The 853-nt window shown below is 59.3% G+C and carries 1 protein-coding gene; it reads left to right on the top strand.

What is annotated here, in order from left to right; all coding sequences use genetic code 11:
• Window positions 1-480: 480 nt before the first annotated feature.
• Window positions 481-853, top strand: a 373-nt coding sequence (locus tag EN780_RS35655; protein ID WP_189557066.1) for a transposase, incomplete at its 3' end; no start/stop codon positions are given.

The following is an 853-nucleotide window of genomic DNA, read 5'->3' as shown; positions in this document are numbered from 1 at the left end:
CTATCGCCAAACTCGTAAGTCAAACAAACAGCGGAGAAGCGTCGGTTTTGCGTTTTTGCCGTACTCGTGGCCTCTCTGGGTTTCGCGAGTTCAGGGTGGCGTTACCGGGGAGATTGAGCGCGATAGAGCCCGGCGACTGACACAGCACCTCGCCACTGAACTCGCATGTAAGACCGGAAATTGCGAACCTGAGCGCGGCCTTCCTACATTCGGTTGAGGCCTCAGCTCGCCTTCTCGACTACGCCCAGATCGAGCGCCTGACGGAGCGACTACAGAGTGCTACGCGTGTCGAAGCTCTTGGTATGGGCGTCTCCGCAATCTGCGCAGAGCTACTGTCACAGCCGCCTGATCTGGCTGGGATAGTGTCCTGAAGGTTCTGCAAAAAGCTCTGGAGAGAGAGAGCAGGCCTTGCCCTGAGGCGAGGCGGCCATGGCACGCTGGTGACGTTGCGATCACCGATTCCCGTGGAAGGGTAAGTGCATGACCAATCGAGAAGTTAGACTGAGCAGAGGCGAGTTGAAAGCGTTGCTGTTGTCGGATGAGGACGGCTTCCGCAGAGTTTTGCAGGCTGTCGTGCAGGAGGCTTTGGAAGCCGAGATGACGGAGGCCATCGGGGCCGAGAAAGGCGAGCGGACGGCGGAGCGGGTTGGTTACCGGTCCGGCTATTATGAGCGCAAGCTTGTGACGCGGGTTGGGGTCCTGGAACTTCGCGTTCCGCAGGATCGGACCGGCCGGTTCTCGACGGAATTGTTCGAGCGTTATCAACGCTCGGAGAAGGCACTGGTATCGGCGCTGGTCGAGATGTACGTGCAAGGCGTGTCGACCCGGAAGGTGAAGGCGATCACCGAGGAAC

It is taken from the genome of Mesorhizobium sp. M4B.F.Ca.ET.089.01.1.1, from assembly GCF_004022605.1.
In the GTDB taxonomy this organism is placed as follows: Bacteria; Pseudomonadota; Alphaproteobacteria; order Rhizobiales; family Rhizobiaceae; genus Mesorhizobium; species Mesorhizobium abyssinicae.
The sequence above is the reverse complement of the archived record's forward strand: the minus strand, read 5'-3'. Positions and strand labels throughout refer to the sequence as shown.